This window comes from Kitasatospora sp. NPDC059160, assembly GCF_042755465.1.
Classification (GTDB): Bacteria; Actinomycetota; Actinomycetes; order Streptomycetales; family Streptomycetaceae; genus Kitasatospora.
Map to the genome: position 1 here is coordinate 1 of NZ_JBHZCN010000088.1, position 26,934 is coordinate 26,934.

Consider the following 26,934-nt stretch of genomic DNA (forward strand, 5'->3'; position numbering starts at 1 on the left):
TGGCGTTGACTTTTGGCACGCTGTTGAGTTCTCAAGGAACGGACGCTTCCTTCGGACCGCCTTCCAGCGGGCCCTCCGGGCGCTTCGTTCTTTCGCGTTTCCAGCTTACCAGATGTTTTCCGCTCCGTTTTCCGGAGTTTCATTCATCCGATTCCCGCTGGCGGGGTTTCCTGCGAACTTCGTTCCGAAGCTTATCAAAGCTTTCGGAGTGTTCCGTCCGTGGGATTTGCTTCATCGGAGGGCGCGCATTTCGTGAAACGCGCTCGCCTCGATTTCGGCGGTGTCGTAGACACTAACGCCCGGGCCCGACCGTTGTCCAGTCGCTCCCAACCGTTCAAACCTACTAGCCCACCCACACCACGTCAATGGTTTGGTCGGGATGCGAGAAGACTAGCAGGTCAACGGCCTGTTGATCACCACGGCTCAGGCCGCGACGGGCTGCAGGTCCGCCCGGTCGGCCGCGTCCACGTCGCCGAACTCCCCGCTCGCCGCGGCCTTCCGGCCCAGGACCAGCGCGTAGGTGAGGAACGCCGCCTCCGCCACGACTCCGATGGAAATGCGGGCCCAGGTCGGCAGGCCGGACGGCGTCACGAAGGCTTCAAGCACGCCGGCCACGGCCAGCACCGTCGCCAGCCCGATTCCCATGCCGATGATCGAGCGGCCCTGTTCCGCCAGTGCCACCGCGCGGGTGCGCGGGCCGGGGTCGATGAGGGTCCAGCCGAGGCGCAGGCCGAGGCCGCCGGACACGAAGACCGTGGTCAGCTCCAGCAGGCCGTGCGGGATGAGCAGGCCGAGGAAGACGTCCAGCCGCCCGGCCGAGGCCATCAGCCCGACGCCGACGCCGAGGTTGACCACGTTGACCCACATCACGACGAGCACCGGGATGCCCAGCGCGATACCGAAGAGCAGGCACTGCACGGCGATCCAGGCGTTGTTCGTCCAGACCTGGGCCGCAAAGGAGCTGGCCGGCCGGTCCGAGTAGTACGCCTCGTACTGTCCGCCGGGGCGGGTCAGCTCGCGCAGGTCGTCCGGCGCGATCAGGCTGTTCCGGACCTCGGGGTGGGTGGCCATCCACCAGGCGATCAGCACGGTGACGACCATCGAGACCGCCGCGACCGGCATCCACCAGCGGCGCGCGCGGTACAGCGCGGCCGGGAAGCTCACCGTGTAGTAGCGGGCGACGTCCTGCCAGCCGTTGGTGCGGGCGCCGGTCACCGCGCTGCGGCCCCGCGAGACCAGGCCGGTCAGCCGGCCGACCAGGGCCGGGTCCGGCGCGGCGGCCTGCACCTTGGCCAGGTGGCCGGTGGCGCGCTGGTAGAGGGTGACCAGCTCGTCGGCCTCGTCCCCGTTGAGCCGGCGCCTACGGGCAAGGGCGTCCAGCCGGGCCCACTCCCCCTGGTGGGTGGCGACGAAGACGTCCAGGTCCATTCGGCGGCTCCATGGTCGGCGATGGCGCGAGGCGCGCGTGCGCGGGTCGGGCAGGTACGTACGGACACGTGCGGGCCCAGCATGCCAGGAACCGCCGCCGCCCCGGCCGCCGGGATCTCACTTCCCGTGCGACCACCGGGCGCCGTATGTTTGCGGCTGCGGATCAGACTGCGGAGAGCGGGCAGTGGGGGCCGATCCACGTGCGCTCCCACCTGCTCGCATGAGCGTGAACGGACAGGTGTCTTGAGCGACCTGGTGACGGGTGAGGCGGTCGTCCTCGACCTGCAGACGGCGAAGCTTCCGAGCAGGGCGTTGGCGATCGTGCTCGACCTGCTCATCGAGTTCGCCGCCCTGTTCGTGTCGACGCTGGTGCTGAGCATCGCCCTGTCCGGCCTGGACAGCGCGGCGCTGGCCGCGACGATGCTCGGGATGACGGTCTTCTTCCTGGTGGCCCTGCCGGTGATGATCGAGACCCTCAGCCGCGGGCGCTCGGTCGGCAAGGCGGCGCTCGGACTGCGGGTGGTGCGCACCGACGGCGGCCCGGTCCGGTTCCGGCACTCGCTGGTGCGCGGGCTGGTGGGCTTCTTCGAGCTGATCGCGATAACCGGCGCCCCGGCCGTGATCACCTCCACGCTGAACGCGGACGGCAAGCGGCTCGGCGACATCTTCGCCGGGACGGTCGTGGTCCGCGAGCGCACTCCGGCCGGAGCCGGTGCGGCCGGCCCGCTGCCCCCGGTGCACCCGCAGCTGCTGCACGACATGGGCCGTGAGCTGGTCGCGATGGACCTGTCCGCGGTGCCCGAGCCGCTCTGGCTGGCGATCCGTCAACTGCTCGTCCGGGTGGGCCAGTTGGAGCCAGGCGTGTCCTTCCGGATGGCCGCCGGGCTGGCCGAGGACCTGGCCGGCCGGATCGGGAACCCGATTCCGCCGGGACTGCACCCGGCGGCCTACCTGGGCGCGGTGCTCACCGAGCGCCAGCGCCGGGAGTGGATGCGCGCCCAGCAGCGGTTCATGGCCGCGGCCCCCGTCCAGACCCCCGCCCCGCACCCGGCCGTCGCCCAGGCCCCCACGGCCGACGGTCGCCCCCACCGCGTCCTCGGCGTGCCCGCGGCGCACGCGCACGCGCCCGTAGCGACGCCCCCGGTAGCGGTCCCGGCACCGGTCCCGACGCCGGCCGCCCCCGCGGCCCCGTCCTTCGTCAAGCCCTCGCAGCCGACCCCGCCCGCTCCCGACGCAGGCTTCGCCCCACCCGCCTGAACCTCACCCGCCTGAACCCCGCCCGCCTGGACCCCACCCGCCTGGACCCCGCCCCTACTCCCCCACCGGCCAGGCGTTCGGCGGCGACTGGAGCTCCTCCAGCTCGATCCCCGCCGCCGCCAGCACCACGTCCCCGGCCAGGTGCACCACCTGCTGCTCCCCCGTCTCCAGGTCCGCCACCTGGTAGCGCTCGACCAGCAGCGGCCCCGAGTCCGTCGCGTGGGTGTCCACGCCCTCCAGCAGCCACCCCTGGTCGAAGGTGCGCGGCGCCAGCACCGGCTCGGTGAACGCCACCAGCCGCACCCGGGCGCTCGCCCCCTCCCGCAGCCGCAGCATCCGGGCGGTGGCGACCAGGAAGCCCGGCGAGCGTCCGGCGAAGCCGTGCGCCCGGTCGTGCCCCTCCGCCGCGTGCTCGCCGCCCGGGTCGGCCGCGTCGGTGCGGACCCACGCCACCCCGTCCACCGCGCCGCCGCGCACCTGCCAGCCGCCGGCCCGCAGTTCCATCCGCAACGGCCGGGCCCGCGAGTCCAGCGTCAGGTCGACGCTGCCGATCACCTGCCCGTCCGGCGCGTAGGTCTTGGAGACGTACCGCCAGCCGGCCGCCCCGGGCGCGCAGCTGAACCGCTCCTCGCCGAGCAGCACGTGGTCATGGGTGTCATGGAGCGAGTACCGACCGTTGGGCATGCCCGAAAGCCTACGCACCGGCGTCCGGTGCAACATTCCGGGCCGGTGCCCGCATCAGAGGGTCGGACGGCGCGGGAGACGCGCCGCCGCCACGACGAGAGGGGGTGCAGATGGCGAAGCAGACACGCGACGCGGAGTTCACGGAGTTCGTGGCTTCACGGAGTGGCTGGCTGCGGAAGGTCGCCTATCTGCTGTGCGGGGACTGGCACCGGGCCGACGACCTGGTGCAGGAGACCATCACCAAGCTGTACGTGCACTGGGCGAAGGCGAGCCGCGCGACGAACGTGGACGGCTACGCCCGCCGGACGCTGGTGAACACGTTCCTCGCCGAGCAGCGCACCTCCTGGTGGCGCCGGACGGTACGGACCGGCACCGATCCGGACATCGCGGCCACGAGCATCGACCTGGACGTCTCGCTCGACCTGCGCAAGGCCCTGGCGGCGCTCCCGCCGCGCCAGCGCGCGGCCGTCGTGCTCCGGTACTACTGCGACCTGTCGATCGACCAGGCAGCCGAGGCGCTGAACTGCTCCTCCGGCAACGTGAAGAGCCAGAGCGCGCGCGCCCTGGAGACCCTCCGCCGCAGTCTCGTTCTCGTCCCGGCCCTTGCAGAGAGGACGTCATGACCGCCACCGATCACCGTGAGCTGAGCATCGCCCTGTCGGCCCTGGCCGACGAGCCGGCCCCGCCCGCGGCCTTCGACATCACCACGTCCATCACCCGTGGACGGGCCCGCCTGCAGCGCCGGTACCGGGCCACGGCCGGCGCGGTGGCCGTCGTGGCGGCCGTCGCACTCACGGCCACGATGCTGATGAGGCCCGGCACCACGGCACCGGCGGTGCAGACCCTCCCGGCGGTCACCGCGACGCCGGCCCCGACCCCGACCCCGACGTCGACCACCGCCCCGGCCGCCGCCTCGGACCCGCTCAGCACCGAGGTCTCGTACGGCTGGCTGCCCGACTGGGTGGACCAACCGGGCCGGATCGACCGCGAGATCCAGGCCAAGGGCCTCTACTCCGCGAACAAGGACACCGGCCGGAGCATCCCGCGCCTGAACCTCCAGCTCTACCCGGCCGGGGTCGAGCCGCCGTTGAACCCCCAGTCGCCCCCGTACGACATCCACCTGGTGCGCGAGGACGCCCCCCCGATCAACGGGCGGACGGCCTACTGGGCGAACCTGCCGAGCGGGACGCAGACGTGGTCACTGCGCTGGCTGACCCCCTCGGGCCGCTGGGCGGAGCTCGCCGCGAGCAACGGCACCCCGGAGCAGACCGGTCGCGACGTGCTGCTCAGGGTGGCCAACGGCGTCCGGTACGGACACCGGGACGTCCCGCTGCCGGTCCAGTTCACCAACCTGCCCGAGGAGTTCGGAACACCCGACATGGTGCAGCTCTCCCGCCCGGACCCGGAAGGCCGGGGAGCCTGGAACCTCTACCTGAACTTCAAGGTCCAGGGAAGGACCGTCACCCTCGAACTGCGACCGGACACGGACGAGCCCGGCACGATGCCGACCGGGCACCCCAGCCCCGCCCCGACCTGCCAGTCCCGGAACGGGGTGTGGATCTGCGCCGCCGTGTACGGGGGCGGCACGCCGCCGGCCCTGGACGAGATCGGCGGACTGTCCGGGCTGCTCTCGCGCACCGAGCCGATCGGTGTGGACGAACGCGACTGGACCACCGACGTGTTCGTCCGCTGAGAACGACCGGACGGCCGTTCTCGGCGGACGACCGGACGACCGGACGACCGGACGACCGACCACGCGCCGAACGCGCCGGTCACCGCGTCAGCGGCGACTCACCGCATCAGTAGCGGTACTGCTCCGCCTTGTACGGGCCCTCGACCGGGACGCCGATGTAGTCGGCCTGCTCCTGGGACAGGGTGGTCAGCTTCACGCCCAGCGCGTCGAGGTGCAGGCGCGCCACCTTCTCGTCCAGGTGCTTCGGCAGCACGTAGACGCCGATCGGGTACTCCTCGGTCTTCGTGAACAGCTCGATCTGGGCGATCGTCTGGTTCGCGAAGGAGTTGGACATCACGAAGGACGGGTGGCCGGTCGCGTTGCCCAGGTTCAGCAGGCGGCCCTCGGAGAGGACGATGATGGTGCGGCCGTCGGCCTTGCGCCACTCGTGGACCTGCGGCTTGACCTCGGTCTTCACGACGCCGTCGAGCTTGGCCAGGCCGGCCATGTCGATCTCGTTGTCGAAGTGGCCGATGTTGCCCACGATGGCCTGGTGCTTCATCCGGGCCATGTGCGAGGCCATGATGATGTCCTTGTTGCCCGTGGTGGTGATGAAGATGTCGGCGGTCTCGACCACGTCCTCCAGGGTGGCGACCTGGTAGCCGTCCATCGCCGCCTGGAGCGCGCAGATCGGGTCGATCTCGGTGACGATGACGCGGGCGCCCTGGCCGCGCAGCGACTCGGCGCAGCCCTTGCCGACGTCGCCGTAACCGCAGACGACGGCGACCTTGCCGCCGATCAGGACGTCGGTGGCGCGGTTGATGCCGTCGATGAGCGAGTGGCGGCAGCCGTACTTGTTGTCGAACTTCGACTTGGTGACCGAGTCGTTGACGTTGATCGCCGGGAACAGCAGCTGGCCGTCACGGTGCATCTCGTACAGGCGGTGGACACCGGTGGTGGTCTCCTCGGTCACGCCCTTGATGGTGGCGGCGACCTCGGTCCACTTGTTCGGGGTCTCCACGAGCGTGCGGTTGAGCAGCTCCAGGATGATCCGGAACTCGTCGTTGTCCGCGGTGGACGGGTCCGGAGCGGCACCGGCCTTCTCGAACTCGACGCCCTTGTGGATCAGCAGGGTGGCGTCACCGCCGTCGTCCAGGATCATGTTCGGGGTCTTGCCGTCGGGCCAGGTCAGCGCCTGCTCGGTGCACCACCAGTACTCCTCCAGGGTCTCGCCCTTCCAGGCGAAGACCGGCACGCCCTGCGGGTTCTCCGGGGTGCCCTCCGGGCCGACCGCGATGGCGGCGGCGGCGTGGTCCTGGGTGGAGAAGATGTTGCAGGAGCACCAGCGGACCTCGGCACCGAGCGCCGTCAGGGTCTCGATCAGCACCGCGGTCTGGACGGTCATGTGCAGCGAGCCGGTGATCCGGGCGCCGGCCAGCGGCTGCGCGGCGGCGTACTCGGCGCGGATGGACATGAGGCCGGGCATCTCGTGCTCGGCCAGCTGGATCTCCTTGCGGCCGAACGGCGCCAGGGAAAGGTCGGCGACCTTGAAGTCACCGGTGATGTCGGTCGACATGCGTCTGCTCCTCGCTGATGGGGTGGGGCACGGGCCGAGGTCCGGATGTGCGGTGCGCATGGCGGGCCGTACGGGTGCACGGCTACGCCGGGGCCGCCGGATCCCGTGGTGGCGGACCGGCTCCCTGCTGCGCAGCACAAACCGTCGGAGGACCTCTCTCCCTCGACCGGCGCACACCCTACGGGTGCGGACCGCCGATCGACCGCCATCAGCAGCGACGTTCTGGCTCTGGTGACGAATCTACACCGATGGCCCCACCGGGCGTCCGCGGATGACTGATTTGGGCGGCCGGATCCGGCCGCCGCCCAGCCGCCCCAGGACCCCTGCCCGTCCCGTGCCCGGCCCCTGCCCGACCGCCGCCGGCCGCCGCCGGACCGGCCCGCCGGACGGTCCGTCAGTGCGCGGCGCCCGGCCCGGGGCCGCCCGGGGTGGCCGCCGGGTCCTCGCCCGCGGCGGCCTTCTCGGCGCTGTAGACGTCCGGCTCCAGGTAGATCGCCCGGGCGATCGGGACGGCGGCGCGGACCCGCTCCTCGGCCGCGTCGATGGCCCGCGCCACCCGGGCGGCGCTGTCCTCCGCGTTGACGGCGATCTTGGCGGCGACCAGCAGTTCCTCCGGGCCGAGGTGCAGGGTGCGCATGTGGATCACCCCGGTGACCGCCTCGCCGTCCACCAGCGCGGCGCGGATCCGCCGCACCGAGTCCTTGTCGGCGGACTCGCCGAGCAGCAGCGACTTGGTCTCCAGCGCGAGCACCACCGCGATCACCACCAGCAGCACGCCGATGCACAGGGTGCCGACGCCGTCCCAGACGCCGTCGCCGGTGATCACGGTGAGCGAGACGCCGAGCAGCGCGAGCACCAGGCCGATCAGCGCGCCGGTGTCCTCCAGCAGCACCACCGGCAGCTCGGGCGCCTTGGCGGTGCGGATGTACTGCACCCAGCCCTGGCCGCCCTTGGCCTTGGCGGACTCGCGCACCGCGGTCAGGAAGGACCAGCCCTCCATCGCGACGGCGAAGACCAGCACGCCCACCGCCCAGCCCCAGGAGTCCAGCGCCTCGGGGTGGTTGACCTTGTGCCAGCCCTCGTAGACCGCGAACAGGCCGCCGACGCTGAACAGCACGATCGCCACCAGGAAGCCGTACACGTAGCGCTCGCGCCCGTACCCGAACGGGTGCTCCTCGTCCGCCGCGCGGCGCGCCCGCTTGCCGCCGATCAGCAGCAGCACCTGGTTGCCGGAGTCGGCCACCGAGTGGACGCCCTCGGCCAGCATCGAGGAGGAGCCGGTGAAGCCGAAGGCGGTGAACTTGGCCACCGCGATCGCCAGGTTGGCGGACAACGCCGCGACCAGTGCCTTCGTCCCGCCCTCTGTGCTCATGGGCAGAGAGTAGCGGCCTCAGGACTGCGCGGCGGCCAGCCCCAGGTAGACGGCGGCGAAGTCGGTCAGCGCGATCAGGTCGGCCAGCGCGTGCAGCGGGTCCGCGAGGGTGCTCGCGTACTCGGTGAGCCGTACGTCGTGGGCGGCGGCCAGCCGGTGGGCGCGGCGCACGCCGAAGCTGCGCGGCCGTTCGTCGTCCTCGGGCACCTCGGCGGGGCCGTCCTGCTCCTGCCCGGGGTCCGGCGTGCCCGCCTCGGGGACGTGCCGCAGCAGCAGCACCTGGAGGTGCAGCGGGTCGGGCTCCTCGACCCGGTCGCGGAAGAAGTCGTCCGGGTCGGCGCCCGCGCCCAACTGGCCGGTGAACATGCCGCGGTGGGCGGTGAGCACCTGCGGCAGCGCGCCGGTCAGCGCCGGGCGGCCGGCCCGCTCGGCGAGCTGGGCGGCGAACCGGGAGGCGGCGGCGCCGGCGACCGGGCCCTCGGCCCACAGCAGCGGGACCGTCCCGGCCAGCCGGGCGGCCAGGCCCTTGGCCGGGTTGGTGTACGCGGCGGCGTCCGGGCGGCAGCGCACGGCGGCGGTGTCCAGCAGGTCGGCGACGGCCGGCAGCGCGTCGTAGGGCAGCTGGGTGAGGCCGAGCTTCTGGGCCAGCGCCAGCAGCGGGGTCAGGTGGGACCACAGCGCGGCCGGGTCCTCGGCCGGCAGGTCCGGCTCGGCGGCCGGTGCGGCGGGCGGGCCCTCGTCGGGCAGCACCGTGCCGACGTACGGCAGCGGCAGCGCGCGCACCTGCAGCGCGGCCTCGGCCAGCGGACTGCCGGGCGGGGCGGTGACGACGACGGAGCAGCCGCGGGCGTAGGCCTGCTCGGCGAGGCCGATCAGGCCCTGCTCGCCGCCGTCGGCGGAGCTGACCACCAGCAGGTCGAGCGGTCCGGCCCAGCCGGGCAGCTGCCAGCCGAGCCCGGCGGTGAAGGCGGGCGGGGCGCCGGCCGCCCGGTCGACGCGCGGGGCGACGGCCTCGGTCGGCGGCAGCGGGACGACCAGGACGGCGGTCCCGGCCAGCGCGGCGAGGATCTCGGCGGCGGTCAGGGCGCTGCCGTGCCCGGCGACCAGGACGGCCCGCGGGCGGCCGTCGGGGCGCAGCCGGTCGAGGCCGGCCGCGTCGGCCTGCCGCAGCGCGGTGCGGACCCGGGCGCCGGCGCCGGCCAGGGCCAGCAGGGCGCGGTCGTGGTCGGCGCGCTGGAGGGCGGCCGGATCGTCGAGCAGGGTGTCGTCGAGCATGCGGCGGGCCTCCGGCTGTCCTGTGTGGGCGGCGGGCGCGGGTCGGGCCGGTCGGCCCCGGGGCTGGTCGGCCCCAACAGGATCAGGCCGGGCGGCGGGCCTCGTCCACCAGGAGGACCGGAATGCCCTCGCGGACCGGGTACGCGAGGCCGCAGTCCGCGCCGGTGCAGAGCAGCTCGGGCTGCTCCTCGGTGCCGCCCTCGGCGAGCGCGGCCCGGCACTGCGGGCAGACCAGGATCTCCAGCAGGAAGGATTCGAGCTTCATGGGGGCTCTCCAAAGTTCGGTGGTGGCACGGAGGTGCCCCGGCCGATAGGCAACCCTACCGGCCGGGGCACGGTGCGCTCCGGTCAGGCGCGGTCCGGTCAGGCGCGCACGACGGCGAGCACGCCGTCGCGCAGTTCGGCCATCCGCGCCGGGTCCTTGGCCTCGACGTTCAGGCGCAGCAGCGGCTCGGTGTTGGAGGCGCGCAGGTTGAACCACCAGTCCGGGCCGGCCACGGTGAGGCCGTCCAGCTCGTCCACCGTGGTGCCCTCCAGGCCGGCGTAGGCGGCGCGGACGGCGGCGGTGCTGGCGGCCTGGTCGGCGACGGTGCTGTTGATCTCGCCGGAGGCGGCGTAGCGGTCGTACTCGGCGGTCAGCTCGGACAGGGTGCCCTGCTGCCCGCCGAGCGCGGCCAGCACGTGCAGCGCGGCCAGCATGCCGGTGTCGGCGCGCCAGAAGTCGCGGAAGTAGTAGTGGGCGGAGTGCTCGCCGCCGAAGACGGCGTCGGTGGCGGCCATCTCCTGCTTGATGAAGGAGTGGCCGACCCGGGTGCGCACCGGGGCGGCGCCGAGCTCGCGGACCACCTCGGGGACGGTCCAGGAGGTGATCAGGTTGTGGATGATCGTCGGCTCGGCCTCGCCGGCGGCCTGGGCGCGGGCGATCTCGCGGGCGGCGACCAGGGCGGTGATCGCGGACGGGGAGACCGGCTCGCCGCGCTCGTCGACCACGAAGCAGCGGTCGGCGTCGCCGTCGAAGGCCAGGCCGATGTCGGCGCCGACCTTGCGGACCTCGGCCTGGAGGTCGACCAGGTTCTTCGGGTCGAGCGGGTTGGCCTCGTGGTTGGGGAAGGTGCCGTCCAGCTCGAAGTACATCGGGACGAGCTCGATCGGCAGGCCGTCGAAGACGGTCGGCACGGTGTGGCCGCCCATGCCGTTGCCGGCGTCCACGGCGACCTTCAGCGGGCGGATCGCGCTGAGATCGACCAGGCCCAGCAGGTGGTCGGCGTAGCCGCGCAGGGTGTCCTGGGCGGAGAGCCCGCCGGGCTTCACGTCCTTGGCCGGGACGGTGACGGTGTCGTCCTCGGCGGTCCAGGACTCGACCAGCTCGCGGATCTCGGACAGGCCGGTGTCCTGGCCGACCGGGGCGGCGCCGGCCCGGCACAGCTTGATGCCGTTGTACTGGGCCGGGTTGTGGCTGGCGGTGAACATCGCGCCGGGCAGGTCGAGCTTGCCGCTGGCGTAGTAGAGCTGGTCGGTCGAGCAGAGGCCGATCTCGACCACGTCGGCGCCGTAGGCCGCGGCGCCCTCGGCGAAGGCCCGGCTCAGCGACGGCGAGGAGGGGCGCATGTCGTGCCCGACCACGATCGCGGTCGCGCCGGTGACCTGCACGAACGCGGCGCCGAAGGCCCGGGACAGGCTCTCGTCCCACTGGTCCGGGACGACACCTCGGACGTCGTACGCCTTCACGAGCTGCTTGAGGTCGCGCACTGCGGCTCCACCCTGGTTCTGTGCTGATCGATACGTCGGGCCACCGACGCGTCCGGTCGACGGATCGCGGTGGTGTCAGACGGGCAGCGTACCCGGGCCGGGCGAACGCACCGTGCGGGGCGAGGCCCAGGAGAGGCCCTAGTTGTCGGGCGAGCGCAGGACCCGGAGGTGGCCGCGGCGGCCGCCCTCGGTGGACTCGCCCTCGGGGACGCGGCCCTGACGGGGGGTCTGCGGGCGGGCGGCCTCGCGGACGGCGTTGGCGAGGGCCTCCAGGTCGTCGCTGCTGCGGCGCAGCGGCCCGGTCTCGAGGGCGAGCCGGACGACCTCCCAGCCGCGCGGGGCGGTGAGCCGCTCGGCGTGCTCGGCGCACAGGTCGTAGCAGTGCGGCTCGGCGTAGGTGGCGAGCGGGCCCAGTACGGCGGTGGAGTCCGCGTAGACGTACGTCAGCGTCGCGACGGCCGGTCGGCCGCACGCGGTCCGCGAACAACGACGTACAGAGCTCACGAGGGTGGACGGTACCGCACTCCCTGCCGGGGAGCGAAGACCGCCTGTCCGGCGGGGGTGCCGTGTCGCGCCCCGGGTGCTCACCGGCGTCCCCCCGCCGGGGCCCCGCCGGGCCGTGGGGGCGCCCCGGGCGCGCCCGCCCGGCTCCTGCCGACCGGCTCGCTCCGGCCGCTCGGACACGCGCCGTCGCACCGGCGATTCCCCCGTCGGAGTGGTCCACTTCCGACCCGCCAAGGACTACTCTCGGCAGTGATATGGACAGCTCCGCACCGCAGTCATCGACAGGCCCTTCGCGCCGCCCCCGGCACCGCGACCGGCACGGCAGGGGGCTGCGCGGCCCGCTGGCCCCGCCCCAGGTGCCGATCTCGCTCACCCGCTCCGAACTGTTCGACGACTACGTGCGCGAGTCGGTGGAGCGGTTGGAGCGGCGGTGGCCGCAGCTGATCGAGGTGGAGTTCGCCGTGCAGGAGGTGCCGCTGCACGAGCCGGACGGCGCCGACACCGAGGACGGCGTGCCGCTGGGCCGGGTGTCGCCCGGTCAGAAGGGCCACAAGAGCCAGATCGTGGTGTACCGGCGGCCGGTGGAGATCCGGGCGAAGACCCGGGAGGACCGGGCGGCGCTGGTGCACGAGATCCTGATCGAGCAGGTGGCCGAGCTGCTGGGGCTGTCGCCGGACGCGATCGACCCGCGCTACGACGAGGAGTGACCTTCCGGGGCCCCGCGGGGCCCCGGAAGGGCCGGTCAGCGCAGCACCACGCCCGGGTCCTGGGTGGCCTGCGGGACCTGCACGGTGCTGTGGTCGTCGCGCAGTGCCTGGACGGTGAACATCGGCACGTCCTTGGCGGGCAGGGCGAGCATCCGGGCGGCGACCACCGGGCCGCCGGACTCGGTCTCCACGGTGACCGCGAAGACGCCGTTCAGCCCGGCGGGCTCGGGCGCCGGGATGGCGACCGTGCCGCCGGCCGGGAGCTGGACCTCCTTGGTCGCCGGGGTGCCGCCGCCGCTGCCGGCCGAGCCGGTGACCTTGACGGTGGCGGCGTCGCCGGTGGAGGTCAGGAAGATCGTGGAGGCCCCGGCCCGGTTGTCGGCGACGGTGGCGCGGGCGCCGACCGGGCCGCTGCCGGTGAGCCAGGCCGCCTCGCTCTTGCCGTTGCCGCCCGTGCGGTCGACCCGCAACCCGGCCACGATCTTGGTGGGGTGCCGGTCGTCGCTGGGCGACAGCCGCAGCCCGGCGACCTCGTCCCGGGTGACCTTGCCCAGGTCGACGGCGGCCACCATGCCCGCCTTGACGTGGATCGACTCGTTGCCGGCCGGGGTGAACCAGCCGTTCTTGCCGGAGAGCTGGATCTTGAGGTCGGCGTCGTCCTCCGGCGGGGCCCAGACCACCAGCCGGGCCGCGGTGGCATCGGCGGGCAGGCCGGGCATCACCTGGGTGGCGGCCGGCTCGGCCGAGGCGGGGACCCAGTCGGCGCCCTTGGCGCCGTCGGCCGCGTGCAGCGCGGCGCCGATCCGCCCGGAGCGCACCACCACGTGCACGGCGAGGTCGGTGACGGCGCCCTTGCTGATCGTCGACAGCAGGACGGACTGCGAGCTGCCGGGGGCGACGGTGATGCCGTTGGCGGCGTCGTTGTCGATCAGGCCCTTGTCGCCGTACAGCTTGATGTCGACCACGGCGGCGGAGGACTCGGGGTTGACCAGGCTGACGTAGTCGACCCGGTCGCCGGCCGTGCTGGCCCCGGCGAACCAGAAGCTGGTGCTCTCCGGGGTGCAGGTCAGGCCGGACAGGCCGGTGCCGCGCTGCTCGGTGACCACGGTGGTCTGGCTGACGGTGAAGCCGGGGGCGAGCGCGCCGGTGGCGACGGCCCCGGTGCCGGGCGCGGCGTCGCCGTTGCTGGCCGGGCCGGTGGCCGGGGTGCCGGGCTTGCCGAGGGTCAGCTTGGCGTCGGCGGGCGCGGCGTTCTTGTCCGGGGCCGGGGTGGCCGGGGCGCCGGAGCCGCTCGCGGCCGCACTCGGCGCGCCGGCCGGCGATCCGCTCGGCGCCGGGGCGGACGGGGCCGCGCTCGGCGGGGTGACCGGGGCGGCCTGCTCGGAGAGCCAGCCGGCGCCGCCGGTGGCCGAGCCGGTGCCGGGCGGGGTGTAGGCGGTCAGCGTGGTCGAGCCGGTCAGGCCCTGGAAGGGCTGCGGGCAGACCGCCGCCGTCCGCTCGACCTGCGCGGTGCTCGGGGCGGCCCCGCCGTCCGCCTTGGCCGGGCCGGCCGGCGGGCGCAGCTCGGCGATCCCGAACACGGCCGCCAGCACCACGGCCGCGGCCAGCAGGGACTGGGTGGTCTTCCCCGCGGACCGGCCGGGGGCCGTCCCCGGCGCGCCGGCGGGCTCCGCGGCCCCGGCCGCAGCGGCGGAGGGCTCTGCGGGCTGCTCGGCCCGGGCGGCGGACTTCTTCCCGAATGCGGGCTTCTTCATGGCGGGTCAGCTCCCCGATCCGTGCTGGTGGGGGCCGTAGTTCCCGGAAGGGTGCCCGGTGCCGCCCGGTTCGTTGGGGTCGTAGTACGGCTCGCCCTGCTGCTGGCCCGGCAGCCAGGTCTGCTGGGGCTGCCCGGGCTGCTGCTGGTAGGCGTCGTAGCCGTACTGCTCCTGCGGGTACTGCTCGTACCCCTGCTGCTCGTAGCCCTGCTGGTCGTACCCCTGCTGCGGGTAGCCCTGCTGGTGGCCGTCGTACCCGTGGCCCTCGTAGCCCTGGCCCGCGTACGGCGCGGCGACCGGCTGCTGGGTCGCGTACTGGTCGTAGCTGTACGGGTCGGCCTGCTGGTACGTCTGGTACGGGTCGGTGTACGGCTCGGCCTCCTGGACGGCGGCGGCCGCCTGGACCGCCCCGGCCACCGGCTCGCCGGCGGGCTGCGCCGGGATCGCGCCCGGCAGGCCGTCGTACACCCCGGGCTCCTCGGCGCCGGGCTCGCCGCCCTCGCCGCGCTCGGCCATCCGGCGGGCCCGGCGGCTGCCGGGGGCGGGGGCCTGCGCCTGGGCGGCGGCGGCCAGCGCGGCGGCGGCGACCACCTCCTCGGGCAGGTCGTCGTCCTTGTGGCTGCGGCGGCCGGGCAGGGCCAGCACCAGGATGGTGAGGCCGACCAGGACCTGCGCCCAGATCCAGCCGGTGTGGACGAGGCTGCCCTCGCGGGTGACGCTCAGCTTGCCGCCGGCGGCCGGGAGCTTGAAGCCCTGCGCCCAGCCGTCGACCGTGGTGGGCTCCAGCGCGGTGCCGTCCATGGTGGCCTTCCACTCGGGGGCGGCGGCCTCGGCCAGCCGCAGCACCCGGCCGTCCGGACCGGCCGGGACGGTGGCGGTGAGGTCGCGCTCGCCGGACGGGACGACCACCGGGGTGGCGCCCGGAGCGGTGATCACGGCGCGCACCGCGGGCGCGCCGTTGACCTGCCAGAGCGCGGCGTCGCCGTCCTGGTTGGCCTTCACCAGGCCGGGGGTGGTGTCCAGGACGTCCTTGAAGGCGTCCACGGCCTGCCGCTCGACCAGCACGTAGGCGATGCCGTAACCGGCCAGGGCGTTCGCCTGGTCGGCGCCGGAGCCGGCCAGCAGGCTGCCGACCATCCGGTCCAGACCGCCCTGGGTACCGGTGGCCGGGTCGACGGTGGACTCCGCCTGGCCGAGGGTCAGGCCGGCGCCGCGCACCACGGTGTAGCGGACGGCGCCCTTCTGGCCGGTGACCACGAGGGTGCGGGACCGGTCACTGGTACCGGCCTCCTCGGCGATGAAGGCCGGCACCTGGCCGGACGCGGCGCGGTGCAGCGGGCCCCCGGCGCCGGTCAGCGCCCACCACAGGCCGGTGCCCAGCGGGGCCAGCACGGCGGCGGCCACCACCAGGGCGGCCACCGGCTGGCGCCAGCCGAAGGCGATCCCGGCGACCCGGGCGTTGGCGCCGTCGGCGCCGATCGCGGCGGCGGCGAGCATGGCGATCCCGGCGAGCAGGGTGGCCGGGCCGGCCCAGGCGGGCACCGGCTGGCCGCCGGAGGCCGGGGTGACGGAGGTGCCCGCCACCGCGACGGCGAAGACCAGCCCGGCACCGGCCGCGCCCCAGGCGGCGAGCACCGCGCGGCGGCGGTCGGCGCGCAGCAGCGCGGCCAGTGCGGCCAGGACGACACCGGTGGAGAGCCAGACCGGCGGCACCCCGGCGCCGCCGGGGTTGACCAGCAGCAGGCCGGCCGCGCTCGCCCCGGCGCCGTGCAGTCCGGGCAGCCCGGCCTCCAGCAGCAGCCACTGCGGGTGCGAGAGCACCTTGAGCGACCAGGGGGCGAGCACCGCGACGGGCACCGCGAGGATCACCAGGACGCGCAGGCCGAGCAGGCGCAGCGCCGTGCCGCCGGAGCCGAAGGCGCCGCCGCGCAGCACCGCGAGGACCAGCACGGCCAGGCAGAGCGGTACCGCGAGGGCCCAGGTCAGCGGGACGAAGGCGGTGGCCAGGGTGAGCAGCAGGACGGTCATCCAGACCGGCCGCCAGCCGGGGCGGGCGCCCTTGGCAGCGCTCTCCTGGCGGATGCCGAGGCCGGCCGCGATCGCGGCGGCGCGGGCCAGCGGCGGCAGCAGCACGGCGAGGACGGCGGTGCCGATCCGGCCCTGGGCGAGCGCGCCGGTGGCGGCGGGCAGCAGCGCGTAGGTGGCGCTGGCCCAGGCGCGGACCAGCTTGGAGTCCAGCAGCGGCCGGGAGACCAGGTAGGCGCTGACCGCGGCGAGCGGGACGGTGAGCACGACCAGCAGGGTGAGCGCGAGGTCGGCGTGGCCGAACAGCAGCCAGGAGAGCACCGAGAGCACGCCGAGGTACGGCGGTGCGGCGGCGGTGGAGCCGGTGCCGACCGGGTGCCAGGCGTCCGCGTACATCGCCCACAGGCCGCCCGCGCCGTCGGAGGCGGGCAGCAGGGCGCCGCCGAACAGCTCGCCGCTGCCGAACAGGCCGCGGCAGGCGACCAGGGCGAACACCAGCAGGCCGGCGAACAGCACCGGCGCGGGGCGCCGGGCCAGCTTCTTGATCAGCGCGAACTGCTCGACGACGAGGTCCTCGCCGTCCTCGTCGCCACCGGCCTCGACCGAGCCGTGCCGGCTGCCGGTGTCGTCGGCGCCCCCTATCCCGAGCGAGCCGATGACGCCCTCGACGGCCAGCCGGGTGGTGGCACCGGGCGCCGGGAAGAGCGTGCGGTCGTCCAGGGCGTCCGCGGCGCGGGTCCGGGCACGGTGTTTGCGCGCGGCCAACAGCCGTGGGAAGCGGACGAGTTCGTGGCCGAGGCCGGCCAGTTCGTCGACCGCCTGGCGCGGGTCCTTGCCGAGCAGGTTGGTGACGGCCCGCACCAGGGTGCCGAGCACCAGGCGCAGCAGCACGTACGGGAAGAGCGCGCCCCTGCAGTTGGCGAGCAGGGTGTAGACGGCGCCGGACTTGTCCACCCGGTGCGGGTGGGCGGGGCCGCAGTCGATCGCGCGGCGCTCGCGGCTGGCCGCCTCGGCGTGCCGCAGCACGGCGTCGGGGGCGACCACCACGCGGTGGCCGGCGGCGTTGACCCGCCAGCAGAAGTCGGTGTCGTCCCGCATCAGCGGGAGGGCCCGGTCGAAGCCGCCGAGCTCCTCGAAGACGTCCCGGCGCACCAGCATGCCGGCGCTGGAGACGGCCAGCACCGGGCGGACCTGGTCGTGCTGGCCCTGGTCCTGCTCGCGGCGGTCGAGGCCGGTCCAGCGGCGGCCGGAGCGGGCGATGGTGACGCCGATCTCCAGCAGCTGGCGGCGGTCGTACCAGCTGCGCAGCTTGGGGCCGACCACGCCGGCGCTGGGGGTGGAGTCGGCGACCTGGAGGAGCCGGCGCAGCGCGTCGGTCTGCGGCTCGCAGTCGTCGTGCAGCAGCCAGAGCCACTCGACCGGCTGGGTCTCGCGCGGGCCGCCGCGGCCGAGGTCGTCCTCCTGGGCGAGCGGGTCGCCGTAGTCGTCCCAGCCGCCGGTGACCGGGTCGTAGCCGGAGGGGTCGAGCCGGTACGGGAGGTCCTCCGGGCGCAGGGGCGCGCTGCTCGCGACGGCCTCGGCGACGGCGGCGCCGAAGCCGGCCCGGCGGCCGAGCACCAGCGGGCCGCTCTCGGGCAGCCAGTCGGCCAGGGTGTCGGCGAGCAGCTGCGGGGAGTTGTCGGTGGATCCGGTGTCGACCGCGAGGATCCGCTGGACCTGGCGGTCCTGGCCGAGCAGTCCGGCCAGGGCCTGCGGCAGCCAGCGGGCGCCGTCGTGCGAGACGATCACCGCGGTCACCAGGTGGCGCGGGTAGGCGGGCGGCCTGGAAGCGGTGAAGCCGCTCTGGTGGCTGTAGACGGTCATCGAGTGCGCGGGCCCCAGTTCTCGGTGGACACAGCCGGTGAACGGCAACCGGATGGCGCACCACACTAACGGCTCCGGATGGCCGCTTCGTGCCCGGTGCCGGTGCGGAGGCGGTGAAGAAGGGGACCCGGGATCGGCATGAACCGGTCCGGGAACACGAAAGCGCCCCACCGTCGCGGTGAGGCGCTCGTACAGCTGTGCGGCCGTCCACCGGTGGCGGAGGGTCAGCGAGATCGGTCGGGGCCGCCCCGGTCAGACGGCGCTCTTCTTGAGCCGACGGCGCTCGCGCTCGGAGAGGCCTCCCCAGATGCCGAACCGCTCGTCATTGGCGAGGGCGTACTCCAGGCACTCCGAACGGACCTCGCAGGCGAGGCAGACCTTCTTGGCCTCGCGGGTCGAGCCACCCTTCTCGGGGAAGAAGGACTCCGGGTCGGTCTGGGCGCACAACGCGCGCTCCTGCCAACCGAATTCCTCCTCTTCCTCCGCGATGCCGTCCCCGATCAACAGCTCAAAGAGCTCGCTCATGTGGCGCGCCTCCTCTGCCCCTACTTGGCGTCCCCGTGGTTGCCGTTGCCTCGTGCGGCTGACGACACGAGTGAAATTACAGTTGCGTCACTCTGGCCCAGTCAAGCCGAGCTCTGGTATTGAGGCCGGGATTCACTCCCTGGCACCAAGCCGTTACGAATAGTGTACATATCCGGACACATCGGACCTTGGGTCCGAAAGCCCCGGCGACGCCGAAACGCCCGCAATCACTCGCGGAATGACGCTCGGTCATCGTGACAGGCCGGTCATCGGCCTCCCTTCCCGGCGATCTTCCCATCGAAACATAGAGAGTGATGAATCACCCCATCCAGGAAAGATCCGGACCTAACCCACTCGAATGCCGCATCCTTCGGTTTGACACCGCCCCTGCGGATGCGGTCTCCTTTCCTCCATGTCAGAGTTCGCCAGCCCCCGGAGCGGTTCCACGCTCCGCCGTGCCGTGAACTCCTGTTGTCGCCTCTGTTCCTGCTGTATCTAGGCGCCCGCGTCCCACCGCGCGCCGCCCAGGAAGCACAGAGGCCGCCCGCGAATCCCGCCCCAGGACATCCCGGATCCGGCTGATCCCCGAACCAGCCGAGCCATCCGAGGACGACTCCCGTGCGCATGATCCGCATCCGCAAGCGGAACCGCGACCGCAACAAGCACGCCCGCCGCGGCCTCGCCGCCGCCCACGCACCCCGCCACGGCGACCGGCACCGCTGGGCCGACGGCCTCAGCGACGTCTCCATCGCCGGCGACCCGCTCGCCTTCCCGCACCTCGCCCGCACCGACCTGCCCGGCCACCCCACCACCGTCGCCGGGTACGCCCGGCTGGTCCGCGAGATCGCCGCCGACCGCACCCGCTGGGAACCGCTGGTCCGCTACGACGCGCTCACCCGCTGGTACGCCCGCCTGGAGACCGGCCCCGGCTACGAGGTCTGGCTGCTCAGCTGGCTGCCCGGCCAGAGCAGCGGCTTCCACGACCACGGCGAGTCCTCCGGCGTGATGACCGTCGTCCAGGGCGAGCTGACCGAACGCTCGCTCACCCACGCCGGCGAAGGGGCCCGCACCCTGCGCCCCGGCGGGCAGCGGGTGTTCTCCTCCGGCTACCTGCACGAGGTGGTCAACGGCGCGCTCGAACCCGCTGTCTCCATCCACCTCTACACCCCGGGCCTGACCGCGATGAACCAGTACGGCACCGCCACCGCCGTCCCCGAGCAGCACGCGCACGCGGCGGAGTCCGAGCGGCGTTGACCGAGGCCTGACGAAGAGTCCGACCGTGGCAGGATGACCCCATGCGCATCGTGGCACTGGCAGGCGGGATCGGCGGGGCGCGCTTCCTGCGCGGACTCCTCGCGGCGGTCGGACCGCAGGACGAGATCACCGTCATCGGCAACACCGGCGACGACATCCACCTCTACGGGCTCAAGGTCTGCCCCGACCTCGACACCGTGATGTACACCCTCGGCGGCGGCATCCACGAGGAACAGGGCTGGGGCCGGGCCGACGAGACCTGGTCGATCAAGGCCGAGATGAAGGAGTACGGCGTCGGCCCCGAGTGGTTCGGGCTCGGCGACCGCGACTTCGCCACCCACCTCGTGCGCAGCCAGATGCTCACCGCCGGGTACAGCCTCAGCCAGGTCACCGAGGCGCTGTGCGTGCGCTGGAAGCCCGGCGTGCGACTCCTGCCGATGAGCGACGACCGGGTCGAGACCCACGTGCGGATCACCGACGAACAGGGCACCCGGGCCGTCCACTTCCAGGAGTACTGGGTCCGGCTGCACGCCGCCGCCGACGCCGAGGCGATCATCCCGGTCGGCGCGGACACCGCCAAGCCCGCGCCCGGCGTGCTGGAGGCCCTCGCCGAGGCCGACGTCATCCTCTTCCCGCCGTCCAACCCGGTCGTCTCGATCGGCACCATCCTCGCCGTCCCCGGCATCCGGGACGCCGTCGCCGCCGCCCCGGCGCCGGTGGTCGGACTCTCCCCGATCATCGGCGGGGCGCCGGTGCGGGGCATGGCCGACAAGGTGCTCGCCGCCGTCGGCGTCGAGGCCACCGCCGAGGCGGTCGCGCTGAACTACGGCGCCGGCCTCATCGACGGCTGGCTGGTGGACACCGCGGACGAGCAGGCCGTCCCGGCCGTCGAAGCCGCCGGGATCGCCTGCCGGGCCGTCCCGCTGCTGATGACCGACGTCGAGGCCACCGCCGAGATGGCCCGCGCGGCGCTGGCCCTGGCCGAGCGGGTCCGCACGTGACCATCGAGATCCTTCCGGTCCAGGGCATCCCCGAGGTCGAGGCCGGGGCCGACCTCGCCGGGCTGATCGCCAAGGCCGGGACGTACCGCGACGGCGACATCCTGCTGGTCACCTCGAAGATCGTCAGCAAGGCCGAGGGCCGGCTGCTGCACGCCACCGACCGGGACGCCGCGGTCGACGCCGAGACCGTCCGGGTCGTCGCCCGGCGCGGACCGGCCCGGATCGTCGAGAACCGCAACGGCTTCGTCATGGCCGCCGCCGGGGTCGACGCCTCCAACACCGCCCCCGGCACCGTGCTGCTGCTGCCCGAGGACCCGGACGCCTCGGCCCGCGCGCTGCGCGCCCGGCTCCAGCAGCTCACCGGCCACCGGATCGCCGTCGTCGTCACCGACACCTTCGGCCGGCCCTGGCGCAACGGGCTCACCGACGTCGCGATCGGCGCCGCCGGACTGTCCGTCCTGGAGGACCACCGGGGGCGCACCGACAGCCACGGCAACGAACTGGTGCTCACCGTCACCGCGACCGCCGACGAACTCGCGGCCGCCGGCGACCTCGTCAAGGGCAAGGCCACCGGCGTCCCGGTCGCCGTCGTGCGCGGGCTCGGCCACCTGGTCACCGCCGAGGACGGCGCCGGCACCCGGCCGCTGGTGCGACCCGCCGCGGACGACATGTTCCGGCTCGGCACCTCCGAGGCGCTGCGCCAGGCCGTCACCCTGCGGCGCACCGTCCGCTCCTTCACCGCCGACCCGGTCGACCCGGCCGCCGTCCGGCGCGCGGTGGCCGCCGCCGTCACCGCGCCCGCCCCGCACCACACCACGCCCTGGCGGTTCGTCCTGCTGGAGTCCGCCGAGACCCGGGTCCGGCTGCTGGACGCGATGCTCGGCGCCTGGCAGCGCGACCTCCGTGAACTCGACGGCTGGGACGAGGCCCGGATCGCCCGCCGCACCGCCCGCGGGAACGTGCTGCGCGACGCGCCGTACCTGGTGGTGCCGTGCCTGGTGATGGACGGGTCGCACGACTACCCGGACCCGCGGCGGGCCGCGGCCGAACGGGAGATGTTCACGGTGGCCCTGGGCGCCGCCGTGCAGAACCTGCTGGTCGCGCTCACCGGCGAGGGGTACGGCACCGCCTGGGTCTCCTCCACGATGTTCTGCCGTGACACCGTCCGGGGTGCGTTGGACCTGCCGGAGGGATGGGACCCGATGGGGGCCGTCGCCGTGGGACGCCCGGCGGAGGCGCCGCGGGTCCGCCCCGAACGGAGCGCCGACGCCTTCGTCGCGGTGCGGTAGGGATCTCTCAGAGGCCCCGGTAGATCTCGCGGCGGTTGCCCACCTTCACGACGACGATCACCAGCACGTCGTCGTGGATCTCGTACGCCACCCGGTACATGCCGACCCGGAGCCGGTAGAGACCCGTGTGTCCGGTCAGCTTCTTCACGTCCGGGCCGTCGGCGTACGGGTCGTCCCCGAGTCTGGTGAGCGCGGCGAGGATCTGCATGGCATCGACCTGGCTGATGTCGCGCAGTTGCCGCCGAGCGCTCGCGGTGAAGCGGAACGCGTACTTCACGCGGCGCTCCCGGCACTGCTCGGCGGCTCTCCGAAAAGGTCTGCCAGAAGTTCGGCCATGCTCACCGTGGGTTCGTTCCGGTGTTTCTCCGCCTCACGGGCGAGGAGCTCGTCCTCCGCGTCCTCTATGGCATCGAGGATCTCGATCGGCACGACCGCGCCGACACGCTCGCCCTTGCGGGTGATGACGGTGATCTCACCGGCCTCGGCCCGGCTCAGCACCTCGGCGAGGTGGGCCCGGGCCTCACGGATGTTCAGTTCATCAGCCATGCTTCCAGCGTACACACCGCGTGTACGCAGAGCGGCGTTCTCCGGTCAGCGGTTGCGGTGGTCGTTGGGGGTGAGTCTGGGGCCGTAGCGGGGGGCGTGGGGGGTGGTGGCGGTGAGGAGGCGGCAGAGGCGGTGGCGGTGGGGGCGGTAGGGCTCCAGTAGGGCGAGCATCTGGGTGTCGTCGCTGCGGGGGCGGCCGGCCAGGGCCCAGCCGACCAGGTTGGGGAGGTGGAAGTCGCCGACCGAGACCGCGTCCGGGTCGCCGTTGCTGCGCTGGAGGGTTTCGGCGGCGGTCCAGGTGCCGATGCCCGGGACGGCCGTCAGGCGGGCGAAGGACTCCTCGTGGGCCATCGCGGAGGCCTCTTCCAGGCGGGGTGCCAGCCGGACCGCGCGCTGGATCGTGGCCGAGCGTCCGGGGTCGACGCCGGCCCGGTGCCACTCCCAGCTCGGGACCATCGCCCAATCGCGGGCCGACGGGGCCACCCGCATGCCCTCGGCCGGGCCCGGGGCCGGGGTGCCGAAGTCGCGGAGCAGGGTGCGCCAGGCGCGGTAGGCCTCGTCGGTGGTGACCTTCTGTTCCAGGATCGCGGGGACGAGGGACTCCAGGACCAGGCCGGTCCGGGTGAGCCGCACCCCGAGGGTGCGGCGCTGGGCGTCCCGGAGCGGGCCGGGGGGCAGCACCAGCGCCTCCGGGTGGTCCTCGGCGCCGAGCAGGGTGGGCAGCCGGTCGAGCAGCCACTGGGCGCCCGGCCCCCAGGCGGTCGCCTCCACCTCGCCCGCACCGGGGCGCGGCAGCACCCGCAGGGTGCCGACGCCGGCCGGGGTGCGGGAGGCGCGCCAGACGGCACCGTCGCCGGTGGTGCGGTACGAGGGGTCGGCGGGGCCCCGGCGCAGCGGCAGCAGGGTGCGGACGGGGTCGAGCGGGAAGCCCGGCCGCCAGTGCCGTACCGCTTCGCCGCCCGTCACTGCCGTCGCCTCCTGGGGTGCCTGAGGCCCTGAACGATACGTGGGGAGGGTGAGGGCTAGGGAGTCCGGAGTCGGGCCGCGGCTGTGCGGAGTTCGGGGAGCCGGGCGTAGAGGGCCTTGCCGGGGCATTCGGTGTTGAAGGCGTCGCGGTGGCCGGAGACGGCGTCGAAGTCGACGACGGTGCCCTTGGGGTAGCGGCTGGCGTCGGACGAGGAGGTGAGTCCGGTGCGGCCGTCGGCGGGCCGGCCGGTGAGGCCGAGCTTCCAGGCGGCGATCGCGGCGAGGCCGTCGAGGAGGGGTTGGGGCGGGGTGGCGTCGACGTAGGTGCCGATCGCGGCGACGCCGGAGGAGTCGGTGTTGAAGCCGAGGGTGTGGGCGCCGTGGACGGGCCGGTCGACGCCGCCGGCCCGGCCCTCGTAGACGGTGCCGCAGCGGTCGACCAGGAAGTTGTAGCCGATGTCCCGCCAGCCGCTGGTCTTGACGTGGTACTGGTAGATGCCCCTGATCACCCGGGGGGCGTCGGAGCAGGCGTAGTCGGTGGCGGTCGCGGTGTGGTGGACGAAGACCTCGCGGACCGGGCCGGTGTACTCGGAGCCCGGGTCGCGCAGGGACTCGTCGGCGCCCCAGCCGGCCCGGGTGACGATCGCCGGGCGGGGCGCCTGGTGGCCGTCCTCGGCGGCGGGTGCCGCGGGCACCGTCCGGGTGGCGGCCGGGGCGGGTGCGCCGGCGCCGGGGTCGACGAGGTCGAGCCGCAGTCCGGGCGGCGGTCCGGCCGGGCCGGGCCGGAACTCGACGGCGACGCCGTCGCTGCGGCCGGTCCACAGCGGGGCGGTGGCGCCGTGCGGGGCGCGGTCGGGGCCGTCGTCGGTGTCGGTCTCCAGGGTGTGCCAGTCGCTCCAGCGGCCGGTGGCCGCGTCCCGGGTGCGGACCCGGAGGCTCCCGCCGTCCAGCGCTCCCGCCGGTCCGTCCCAGCCGATGCCGAGGAGTTCGAAGGGTCCGGTCGTGCTCGGCGGGAGCCCGTGCCCGGCGGGGAGCCGGAGCGAGACGGTCCGGCCGCCGCCGGGGAAGTCACGGTGCTCGCCGCCGGGGGCAAGGGGCACGGCGGTGGCGGCGGGAGCGGGCTGGAGCAGCAGGGCGGCGGTGCAGCCGGCGAGCAGCGCGGCCGGGAAGGGGAGGCGCGCGGCCTTGGTGGAAAGGCGCGCGGCCTGGTGGGAAAGGCGCATAAAGGGGATCGTCGCCGCAAACCGGACGGCCCGCCACGCCGCCCCGCGCCCGCTCGGCCGCCCCTCCCGGCCTGCCACCCGAAGGCCGTAGGCTGGGGCGCACCATGACTGCGCCATTCGCTGCCGATGCCCGCACCCCCGTCGAGCTGCTGCACGCATACCTGCGCGGCGGCACCCCTTCGGTCGATCCCGCGGCCCCGCTGGTCACTTTCTACGACGACGCCACCGGCGAACGGGTGGAGCTGTCCGCCCGGACCTTCGACAACTGGGTCGCCAAGACCGCCAACCTCCTCCAGGACGAGCTGAACGCCGGTCCGGACGACCGCGCCGCGCTGCTGCTGCCCGCCCACTGGCAGAGCGCCGTCTGGCTGCTGGCCTGCTGGTCCGTCGGTGTGACCGCGGTGCCGGCCGGCGACCCGGCCGACGCCGACCTGGTGGTGAGCGGTCCGGACGGCCTGGAGGCCGCCCAGGCCTGCGGGGGCGAGCGGGTCGCGCTCGCCCTGCGCCCGCTCGGCGGCCGCTTCCCGCACCGCCCGGACGGCTTCCTCGACTACGCCGCGGAGGTGCCCGGCCAGGGCGACCGCTTCGCGCCGTACTCCCCCGTCGCCCCGGACGGGCAGGCGCTGGAGACCTCGGTGGACGGGCTGCCGCTGAAACTGACCGGTGAGCAGACCGTCGCGCTGGCCCGGGAGGGCGCCGCTCGGATCGGCCTCAAGCCCGGGGACCGGGTGATGTCCACCCTCTCCTTCGACGACTGGGCGGGCCTGGAGGCCGGCCTGCTGGCCCCGCTGGCGGTCGGCGCCTCGGTGGTGCTGTGCCGCAACTCCGAGGGCCTGGACGCCGGGCAGTGGGAGAAGCGCTCCGAATCCGAACGGGTGACTGTGCGCCTCGGCTGACCCCGGGACGGTCCCGGCGGGTAGGGATCCCTGCCATGGCCGAGGACGACACCGAGCACCCCCCGACCGACCAGACTCCCCCGGAGCACGCTCCCCCGAGCGGACCGGGACGCCCGCGAAGGCGCCGGCGGTGGCTGATGATCACCGCCGGCGCCGTCGCGTTCCTGCTGGTCGCCACCGGCGTGCTGCTCTGGATCGCCTACCGCAAGCTGGACGGCAACATCAGGACGGACTCGGCCACCGACCGGCTGCTCGCCAAGCTGGAGGCCGAGCGCCCGAGCCGGGCCGCGGGGGCCAAGGGCGCCGAGAACATCCTGCTGATCGGCAGTGACGACCGCTCCGGGGCGAACTCCTCCTACGGCGGCGAGGCCGGGACCCAGCGCTCGGACACCACGATCCTGCTGCACCTGGCCGCCGACCGGAAGCACGCGACGGCGGTCTCCGTCCCGCGCGACGTGATGGTCACCGTGCCCTCCTGCGAGAAGCCGGACGGCAGCCGCAGCAAGGCGGGGACGATGCAGTTCAACTGGGCGTTCGAGCTGGGCGGTCCGGCCTGCTCGATCCGCACCGTCGAGCAGTTGAGCGGCATCCGGATCGACCACTACGTGATCCTCGACTTCAGCGGCTTCAAGACGATGGTGGACGCGATCGGCGGGGTCGAGGTGTGCGTGCCGCAGCCGATCCACGACAAGGACGCCAAGCTCGACCTCCCGGCCGGCCGTCAGCTGCTGCACGGCGAGCAGGCGCTCGGCTACGTCCGGGCCCGGGAGAGCCTGGGCGACGGCAGCGACACCCAGCGGATGGGCCGCCAGCAGCAGTTCCTGGCCTCGCTGATCCGCAAGGTGCAGTCGCAGGGGGTGCTGCTGAACCCGGCCAAGCTGTGGCCGGTGCTGGACGCGGCCACCTCCTCGGTGAAGGCGGACGGCGGCCTGTCCTCGCTCGGCGCGCTGTACGACCTCACCCAGGACCTGCGCGACGTCCCCTCCCCGGACGTGGTGTTCCTGACGGCGCCGCGCCGCCCGTACCGCTACGACTCGGACCGGGACGAGTTCGTCCAGCCGCAGACCACCCAGCTGTTCGACGCGCTGCGGGCGGACCGGCCGCTGGCCCTGCGGCCGCCCGGTTCGGCGCCCTCGCCGGACGCGGGGACCGGAGCCGGGGCGGGCACCGGAGCGGGAGCCGGAGCGGGAGCCGGATCCGACGGGGCCACGGCGTCACCCTCGGCGGGCGCCTCGCCCACCTTCGAGGGACGCACCGCCGACGTGGACGCCTGCGCCCAGCACTGAACTCGACGTCCGGCTTTGCTTTTTCATTGCTCAAACATGACTGAGATCACACTCGGAACAATTCCCCCGTTCGGCTCGTCTA

The 26,934-nt window shown here is 74.1% G+C and carries 24 protein-coding genes; 9 read left to right on the forward strand and 15 right to left on the reverse strand.

What is annotated here, in order from left to right:
• Positions 1 to 423 precede the first annotated feature (423 nt).
• Positions 424 to 1,428 (reverse strand): stage II sporulation protein M, encoded by a 1,005-nt coding sequence (locus ACFXOZ_RS31035; protein ID WP_375895831.1) that lies wholly within the window; start codon positions 1,426 to 1,428, stop codon positions 424 to 426.
• Positions 1,429 to 1,671: 243 nt separating this feature from the next.
• Between ACFXOZ_RS31035 and ACFXOZ_RS31040 the strand changes: the two genes are divergently transcribed.
• On the forward strand, positions 1,672 to 2,685 hold the full coding sequence (locus ACFXOZ_RS31040) for an RDD family protein (protein ID WP_380525662.1): 1,014 nt from the start codon (positions 1,672 to 1,674) through the stop codon (positions 2,683 to 2,685).
• Between the two features lie 54 nt (positions 2,686 to 2,739).
• Here ACFXOZ_RS31040 and ACFXOZ_RS31045 read toward each other — a convergent pair whose 3' ends face one another.
• Complete coding sequence (locus ACFXOZ_RS31045) at positions 2,740 to 3,369, reverse strand: hypothetical protein (protein ID WP_375895836.1); 630 nt, start codon at positions 3,367 to 3,369, stop codon at positions 2,740 to 2,742.
• Between the two features lie 110 nt (positions 3,370 to 3,479).
• Between ACFXOZ_RS31045 and ACFXOZ_RS31050 the strand changes: the two genes are divergently transcribed.
• Together ACFXOZ_RS31050 and ACFXOZ_RS31055 are read left to right on the forward strand one after the other, a co-directional pair.
• Positions 3,480 to 3,992: a SigE family RNA polymerase sigma factor gene (locus tag ACFXOZ_RS31050; protein WP_380525661.1), complete on the forward strand. Its 513-nt coding sequence runs from the start codon at positions 3,480 to 3,482 to the stop codon at positions 3,990 to 3,992.
• A complete protein-coding gene (locus tag ACFXOZ_RS31055; protein WP_380593450.1) occupies positions 3,989 to 5,062 on the forward strand; it encodes a hypothetical protein in 1,074 nt (357 codons plus the stop codon). The genes ACFXOZ_RS31050 and ACFXOZ_RS31055 overlap by 4 nt, the downstream gene beginning before the upstream one ends.
• A gap of 106 nt (positions 5,063 to 5,168) precedes the next feature.
• On the opposite strand, the gene ahcY is transcribed toward ACFXOZ_RS31055, so the two are convergent.
• The 6 genes from ahcY to ACFXOZ_RS31085 all read right to left on the reverse strand — a co-directional run bounded on the left by ahcY (position 5,169) and on the right by ACFXOZ_RS31085 (position 11,601).
• Complete coding sequence (gene ahcY / locus ACFXOZ_RS31060) at positions 5,169 to 6,617, reverse strand: adenosylhomocysteinase (protein ID WP_375895843.1); 1,449 nt, start codon at positions 6,615 to 6,617, stop codon at positions 5,169 to 5,171.
• 394 nt (positions 6,618 to 7,011) lie between these two features.
• The gene (locus tag ACFXOZ_RS31065; RefSeq protein WP_375895846.1) at positions 7,012 to 7,989 is read right to left on the reverse strand and encodes a cation diffusion facilitator family transporter; all 978 of its coding nucleotides are present in this window, start codon (positions 7,987 to 7,989) and stop codon (positions 7,012 to 7,014) included.
• 18 nt (positions 7,990 to 8,007) lie between these two features.
• Positions 8,008 to 9,264 carry an SIS domain-containing protein gene (locus ACFXOZ_RS31070; RefSeq protein WP_380593451.1) on the reverse strand — a complete coding sequence of 419 codons (1,257 nt, stop codon included), beginning with the start codon at positions 9,262 to 9,264 and terminating at the stop codon, positions 8,008 to 8,010.
• 82 nt (positions 9,265 to 9,346) lie between these two features.
• Positions 9,347 to 9,529, reverse strand: a complete 183-nt coding sequence (locus tag ACFXOZ_RS31075) for a Trm112 family protein (protein WP_375895850.1) — start codon at positions 9,527 to 9,529, stop codon at positions 9,347 to 9,349.
• Between the two features lie 98 nt (positions 9,530 to 9,627).
• A complete protein-coding gene (locus tag ACFXOZ_RS31080) occupies positions 9,628 to 11,013 on the reverse strand; it encodes a phosphomannomutase/phosphoglucomutase (protein WP_380593452.1) in 1,386 nt (461 codons plus the stop codon).
• Between the two features lie 138 nt (positions 11,014 to 11,151).
• Complete coding sequence (locus ACFXOZ_RS31085; protein WP_375895855.1) at positions 11,152 to 11,601, reverse strand: DUF3499 domain-containing protein; 450 nt, start codon at positions 11,599 to 11,601, stop codon at positions 11,152 to 11,154.
• A 170-nt stretch (positions 11,602 to 11,771) separates the two neighbouring features.
• On the opposite strand from ACFXOZ_RS31085, the gene ACFXOZ_RS31090 reads away from it, so the two are divergent.
• The gene (locus tag ACFXOZ_RS31090) at positions 11,772 to 12,224 is read left to right on the forward strand and encodes a metallopeptidase family protein (RefSeq protein WP_350509617.1); all 453 of its coding nucleotides are present in this window, start codon (positions 11,772 to 11,774) and stop codon (positions 12,222 to 12,224) included.
• 35 nt (positions 12,225 to 12,259) lie between these two features.
• Here the strand turns inward: ACFXOZ_RS31090 and ACFXOZ_RS31095 are convergent, their stop codons facing one another.
• The 3 genes from ACFXOZ_RS31095 to ACFXOZ_RS31105 form a co-directional block, all read right to left on the reverse strand.
• Positions 12,260 to 13,978 carry a DUF5719 family protein gene (locus ACFXOZ_RS31095; RefSeq protein ID WP_380593453.1) on the reverse strand — a complete coding sequence of 573 codons (1,719 nt, stop codon included), beginning with the start codon at positions 13,976 to 13,978 and terminating at the stop codon, positions 12,260 to 12,262.
• 6 nt (positions 13,979 to 13,984) lie between these two features.
• Positions 13,985 to 17,866, reverse strand: a complete 3,882-nt coding sequence (locus ACFXOZ_RS31100) for a glycosyltransferase (protein WP_380593454.1) — start codon at positions 17,864 to 17,866, stop codon at positions 13,985 to 13,987.
• Between the two features lie 252 nt (positions 17,867 to 18,118).
• A complete protein-coding gene (locus ACFXOZ_RS31105) occupies positions 18,119 to 18,391 on the reverse strand; it encodes a WhiB family transcriptional regulator (protein WP_375895861.1) in 273 nt (90 codons plus the stop codon).
• Positions 18,392 to 19,009: 618 nt separating this feature from the next.
• Here ACFXOZ_RS31105 and ACFXOZ_RS31110 point away from each other — a divergent pair.
• Genes ACFXOZ_RS31110 through ACFXOZ_RS31120 form a run of 3 tightly spaced genes read left to right on the forward strand, consistent with a single transcriptional unit; the run spans position 19,010 to position 21,935 of the window.
• Positions 19,010 to 19,645, forward strand: a complete 636-nt coding sequence (locus tag ACFXOZ_RS31110; RefSeq protein ID WP_375895864.1) for a cysteine dioxygenase family protein — start codon at positions 19,010 to 19,012, stop codon at positions 19,643 to 19,645.
• Positions 19,646 to 19,686: 41 nt separating this feature from the next.
• Positions 19,687 to 20,646, forward strand: a complete 960-nt coding sequence (cofD, locus tag ACFXOZ_RS31115) for a 2-phospho-L-lactate transferase (protein WP_380593455.1) — start codon at positions 19,687 to 19,689, stop codon at positions 20,644 to 20,646.
• Positions 20,643 to 21,935, forward strand: coding sequence for a coenzyme F420-0:L-glutamate ligase (locus tag ACFXOZ_RS31120; RefSeq protein WP_375895869.1), 1,293 nt, complete (start codon positions 20,643 to 20,645; stop codon positions 21,933 to 21,935). The genes cofD and ACFXOZ_RS31120 overlap by 4 nt, the downstream gene beginning before the upstream one ends.
• Before the next feature lie 7 nt (positions 21,936 to 21,942).
• Here the strand turns inward: ACFXOZ_RS31120 and ACFXOZ_RS31125 are convergent, their stop codons facing one another.
• From ACFXOZ_RS31125 to ACFXOZ_RS31140, 4 genes are read right to left on the reverse strand one after another with little or no spacing between them, the layout of a single operon-like run.
• Positions 21,943 to 22,212 (reverse strand): type II toxin-antitoxin system RelE/ParE family toxin, encoded by a 270-nt coding sequence (locus ACFXOZ_RS31125; RefSeq protein WP_380593456.1) that lies wholly within the window; start codon positions 22,210 to 22,212, stop codon positions 21,943 to 21,945.
• A complete protein-coding gene (locus tag ACFXOZ_RS31130) occupies positions 22,209 to 22,481 on the reverse strand; it encodes a type II toxin-antitoxin system Phd/YefM family antitoxin (protein ID WP_375895874.1) in 273 nt (90 codons plus the stop codon). The genes ACFXOZ_RS31125 and ACFXOZ_RS31130 overlap by 4 nt, the downstream gene beginning before the upstream one ends.
• A gap of 45 nt (positions 22,482 to 22,526) precedes the next feature.
• The gene (locus ACFXOZ_RS31135) at positions 22,527 to 23,576 is read right to left on the reverse strand and encodes a DNA-3-methyladenine glycosylase family protein (protein ID WP_380593457.1); all 1,050 of its coding nucleotides are present in this window, start codon (positions 23,574 to 23,576) and stop codon (positions 22,527 to 22,529) included.
• Positions 23,504 to 24,670: a peptidoglycan recognition protein gene (locus ACFXOZ_RS31140; protein ID WP_380593458.1), complete on the reverse strand. Its 1,167-nt coding sequence runs from the start codon at positions 24,668 to 24,670 to the stop codon at positions 23,504 to 23,506. Before ACFXOZ_RS31140 ends, ACFXOZ_RS31135 begins: the two co-directional genes overlap by 73 nt.
• A gap of 104 nt (positions 24,671 to 24,774) precedes the next feature.
• Between ACFXOZ_RS31140 and ACFXOZ_RS31145 the strand changes: the two genes are divergently transcribed.
• Positions 24,775 to 25,566: a TIGR03089 family protein gene (locus tag ACFXOZ_RS31145; protein WP_375895881.1), complete on the forward strand. Its 792-nt coding sequence runs from the start codon at positions 24,775 to 24,777 to the stop codon at positions 25,564 to 25,566.
• A gap of 35 nt (positions 25,567 to 25,601) precedes the next feature.
• Positions 25,602 to 26,852 (forward strand): LCP family protein, encoded by a 1,251-nt coding sequence (locus ACFXOZ_RS31150; RefSeq protein ID WP_380593459.1) that lies wholly within the window; start codon positions 25,602 to 25,604, stop codon positions 26,850 to 26,852.
• Positions 26,853 to 26,934 lie beyond the last annotated feature (82 nt).